Genomic DNA, 4,176 nt, shown 5'->3' with positions numbered 1-4,176 from the left:
ACAGGCTATAGGCCAGCAGAACGGAGAAGATCATGTTCATGGCAGTGCCGAGAACCGTACGACGAACGGACATCTGAAAGGCATTCAACAATCGGTTATCCGATGTCAAAACCACTTTGTACGCTTCGAAAGAAACATGCTTCATCGACATGTTGGTTACCATCGTTTCGTTCGTAAGCGATACCGCAATCATATAAACAAAGGGTGCGATCACGGATAAAGCGAACAGCGTCAAACTGCCATAAATGAAAGCGATCCCCGCTTTGCTTACCATAGGCTTTCCGTCTCCATTCGTCTCGCAATCCGATTGGCCGAGATGATCAAAACCATCGCAATGACGGATTTGAACAATCCGACGGCGGAAGCAAAACTGTAATTCAATCCGACCAATCCTTCGCGATAAACATAAGTGTCGATGATGTCGCCCGACTCGTATACGGCTGGCGAATAAAGCAAGAAAATTTGTTCGAATCCGGCATCGAGGATATGGCCGATGTTCAGAATAAAGATGATGCTCATGATGTTGCGTATCGAAGGCAACGTAATATGGATCATCTGTTTCCAGCGCGACGCGCCGTCGATCGTAGCCGCTTCATACAGGTGGGGGCTGATGCCGCTGATCGCAGCCAAGTAGATGATGCTGGCCCAACCGACTTCCTTCCATACGTAGCTGACGACCAATACGGGACGAAACAGGGTGTTGGAGCCGAGAAACAAAATATTCTCCTTTAGACCGAGTAAACGCATCAGGTCGCCGGCTATTCCCAAGGTGGGAGACAGAAAGAGGATCATCATGCCGGCTACGACAACCCAGGAAAGGAAGTGCGGCAAGTAGGAGATCGTCTGCACGAACCGTTTGAAGGCGAGGCGGCCTACTTCGTTGATCATCAACGCAAGCGCAATAGGCGCCGGAAAGCCGAAAAGCAGCTTGAGTCCGCTAATGGCAAGCGTGTTGGTGAAGATGCGCATAAAATAATACGAATCGAAAAACCGCTGGAAGTGCGCAAGCCCCACCCACGGTGATGTGAAGATCCCCTTGACGCCCAAAATAGGCGAGAAATCTTTGAAGGCGATTACAGCGCCGATCATCGGAACATAATGAAAGATGAGAAAATAAAGGAGTCCCGGCGCAGCCAATAAATAAAATACTTTGTAAGTCCTGATCGACCGGAACATGGTGTTGTTCATTCCCGTGTGCATCCTCCCGTTTATCACGTACGTGAACAAGCGCGCCAAGGCGCTTGTTCACAAGCCAGATCGGTCAGCGTTTATAGCCCCGCTTTTTTGTAAACTTCATTCTTTTCCTTGATCACGTCGTCCATCCCCATCTTCTTCCACGTTGCCAGAAAATTGTCCCAATCGGACACCGGTTTTTCGCCGGTTACGATGCGGATGAACGCTTCTTGTTTCGCCGTATCGAGCGTGGCTTTATTTTTTTGGATCGACGGGAGCGTCGTCTCTTCCAGATGAATTTTCATATCGAGCGCCAAATAACTCTTTTCTTTTTCCGCTTTGGCAAGGATATCCCACGTACGGTAATATTCGTCATTTCTTGGATTGCCGACTACTCGCTCATTCGTTTCCGTCGGCGGGTTCAGATCAAGGATTTCGAAGGCTCCGGCTTGAAACACATCATTGGGATCGAGCTCGTTGGCCGCTTGTATTTTAACTTCGAACTTCTCTTTGTTGACATAATTCCAGTGAACGCCTTCCAAGCCTTGGCGCGAAATAATGTTATGTTCCCGTGCCTCGGCAACCCAGTCGAACATCCTGACGACACCGGCTGCATTTTTCGAATTGGCGTTCACGACCCTTATGGGTTTCGGCCGCTTCTCGGCGAGCAGCCCGTTATTGTACTTTCCGCTTAACGGCGCCGCTACGTACGTTGCGTCCGGATATTTCTCCAGCAATTTGTTCCAGTCAGGGGCGATTCCGGCCGAGTACCAATAGCCTGTCGCTCCGACGAGATTTTGCATGATAAATTCGTTCAATTTCCCTTGCTGCGTGATGATAAACGTTTCCGGATGGATCAGCTTCGCTTTGAACCACTTTTGCAGCGTCGCCAAATAGTCCTTGTACTCCGGATCCATCTCGGGCGGCAAATACGTCCCGTCGCCGCTTTTCCACCAGGAGCTGCCGTTCTTTAGGTACGAGCCGAGCCACGTATTGTCGACTTGAGTTGTATTGAGGAAGAGCGGGTACAGTTCTTTGCCCGATTGCGACGGATTGGCCGCTTTGATCGCGATTAACGCTTTTTCAAACTCGTCGACTGTTTTCGGTGTCGGCAAATTGACAGCCTTCAGCCAGTCGGCACGCAACATCGGCACATACGGCGTCGAGATGCTTACGCTCGGAATACCGTATATTTTGCCGTCGGGTCCCTTCGACCAGGCCCATGCTTCCGAATCAACCTTTTTCTTCAAATTGGGACCGTACTTGTCAATGAGATCGTCGAGCGGCATGAACAGTCCTTTGGACACATTTTTCACGAAATCATCATAATTCATGCTAACGAAATCTACCGTCTCCTTGGACGTCACCATGATGTTGAACTTGGTTAGCGTATCGTCGGCATACACGGGATCGAGCAGCACGCCGGTTTCCTTCTGAATATATTCGGCAACTTTCTTCACGCCCGGTTTGTTATTAATGGACGTAAGCAGCGGAACGACTTTGCCGAAATCCTGTTTGCCGCCGCCGGACGGCGCCGGACTGGCAGACGCCTGTTTCGTCGCCGCCGGCGATGAAGCGCTTCCATTCCCGTCGTTTTTGGCGCCGGAGCACCCCCATAATACTGTTCCTGCAAGCGCGACCGCTACAGGCAAGCTGAGCCACTTTGACTTTTTCAACATTTTCCCGCTCCCCATTTATTTTTTCGTCGGTACAATCGTGATTTGTACTTCGACATGACTTTATCCTAAAAGGTCGGCTTCATAAAAGAAATATAAAAATTTTGTTATGGATAACAAATATGCGATTTGCCCGGTTTTTTACGATCCGAACGCTGGGGCGGAAAAAAGAAACCGTCTAACGTCTTATTTGTTAATTTATAAATATTTTACATTAATAGGGTTTCTTTTTGATGCCACATTAACAAGCCGTCAGATCGCATTATTGTTACCGAAAGCAAAAATTTTTTGTATCTTCTTGAGACGGACACCTTTAGGATAAAGTCAACTCAAGAAATTCGGATTGACCGAAAGGTCGCAGCGAACTTCCGTTGCGGAGAACCGAAGAATGTATCCCACTCTCCAACGATCCGAGACGTTGCCGGAGGAACCGTGCACGATCGCATCGTCATGCAGCGAGAATCCCCCCGCCGGAATACGCAGCGTGATCCTCCGAGCTGAAATGGCCCTTCTCCAATTCGAAGGACAAGACCGCTTCATCGCCCGCTATGCGATGCTTGATGATGCCGACCTTATGCGAACGCGGAATGACCTGCATCGCCCCGTTCGCTTCATCCACATCCCACAGCGCAAATACCGTCACGGTATTATGCGGAGCGAGCGGCCAGTAGTAAGCATCCTGATGCCAAGGAACGGTCTTAGGCGAATGCGGAGCCTTGACGATAAACTCGCTGCACCACAGGTAAAAGTTAGGAACCAGCAAGCTTTCCACGTAATCGAGCAGCTGAGGTTGGGTGGCCACGTCCTTTACAGCCAGCGGCTCGTTCTGTGCCATTGCATAATGTCCGTCGGGTTCTCGTCCTCTTGCAGCAAAGCCGTAACGGGTTCTGCCTCCTTATTCGATCCACTATGAGGTTGCGTCGGGCTCGATTACCAGGCGGTCCAACCGCCGTCCACCACGATGTTCGTGCCGGTCATGAAGCTTGAAGCTTGCGAAGCCAACAAGAGCACAGGTCCGACGAGCTCCTCAGGGCGGCCGGTTCGGCCGAGCATCGTTTTATTGTTCAATTCTTGGAGGAACGCGGTGTCAGGCTGGGTCGCCGGATTGGGAAAGGGACCGGGGCTGACGCTGTTGACGCGGATATTCTTCCCGCTCAAGTGGCCTGCGCAGTACTTGGTCAATTGGATGACCGCCGCCTTGCCTGCTCCGTAATTGACGGGATTGTTCGCCCCGCTGTCCCCGTAGATACGTGGATCCGGCGATACCATCCCGTACATCGAAGCGAAATTGACGATGCTGCCGCCTCCGTTCTCTTCGAAATAAGGG

General features: G+C 50.7%; 4 protein-coding genes and 1 pseudogene. All 5 read right to left on the bottom strand.

Translation table 11 applies throughout. The features are described 5' to 3' along the window. A pseudogene (locus AC58QD_RS32400) lies at window positions 1-274 on the bottom strand (hypothetical protein); the annotation flags it as partial. Continuing rightward, complete coding sequence (locus AC58QD_RS32395) at window positions 268-1,188, bottom strand: ABC transporter permease (RefSeq protein ID WP_497339187.1); 921 nt, start codon at window positions 1,186-1,188, stop codon at window positions 268-270. The gene AC58QD_RS32395 and the pseudogene AC58QD_RS32400, both read right to left, overlap by 7 nt. Before the next feature lie 80 nt (window positions 1,189-1,268). Then, entirely contained in the window at window positions 1,269-2,852 is a 1,584-nt protein-coding gene (locus tag AC58QD_RS32390; protein ID WP_497339186.1) for a type 2 periplasmic-binding domain-containing protein, read from the bottom strand. Window positions 2,853-3,297: 445 nt separating this feature from the next. Further along, window positions 3,298-3,684, bottom strand: a complete 387-nt coding sequence (locus tag AC58QD_RS32385) for a phytanoyl-CoA dioxygenase family protein (RefSeq protein WP_497339185.1) — start codon at window positions 3,682-3,684, stop codon at window positions 3,298-3,300. Window positions 3,685-3,779: 95 nt separating this feature from the next. After that, window positions 3,780-4,176, bottom strand: a 397-nt coding sequence (locus AC58QD_RS32380; RefSeq protein ID WP_497339184.1) for an SDR family oxidoreductase, incomplete at its 5' end; no start/stop codon positions are given.

The organism is Paenibacillus sp. J2R1T-4, assembly GCF_059692235.1.
Note: the sequence above shows the minus strand (reverse complement) of the source record. Positions and strands in the feature narration are given on the sequence as shown.

Coding starts and splice junctions, on each gene's coding strand:
- AC58QD_RS32390 (WP_497339186.1), bottom strand. CDS start 2,852: ATGTTGAAAAAGTCAAAGTGGCTCAGCTTGCCTGTAGCGGTCGCGCTT.
- AC58QD_RS32395 (WP_497339187.1), bottom strand. CDS start 1,188: ATGAACAACACCATGTTCCGGTCGATCAGGACTTACAAAGTATTTTAT.
- AC58QD_RS32385 (WP_497339185.1), bottom strand. CDS start 3,684: ATGGCACAGAACGAGCCGCTGGCTGTAAAGGACGTGGCCACCCAACCT.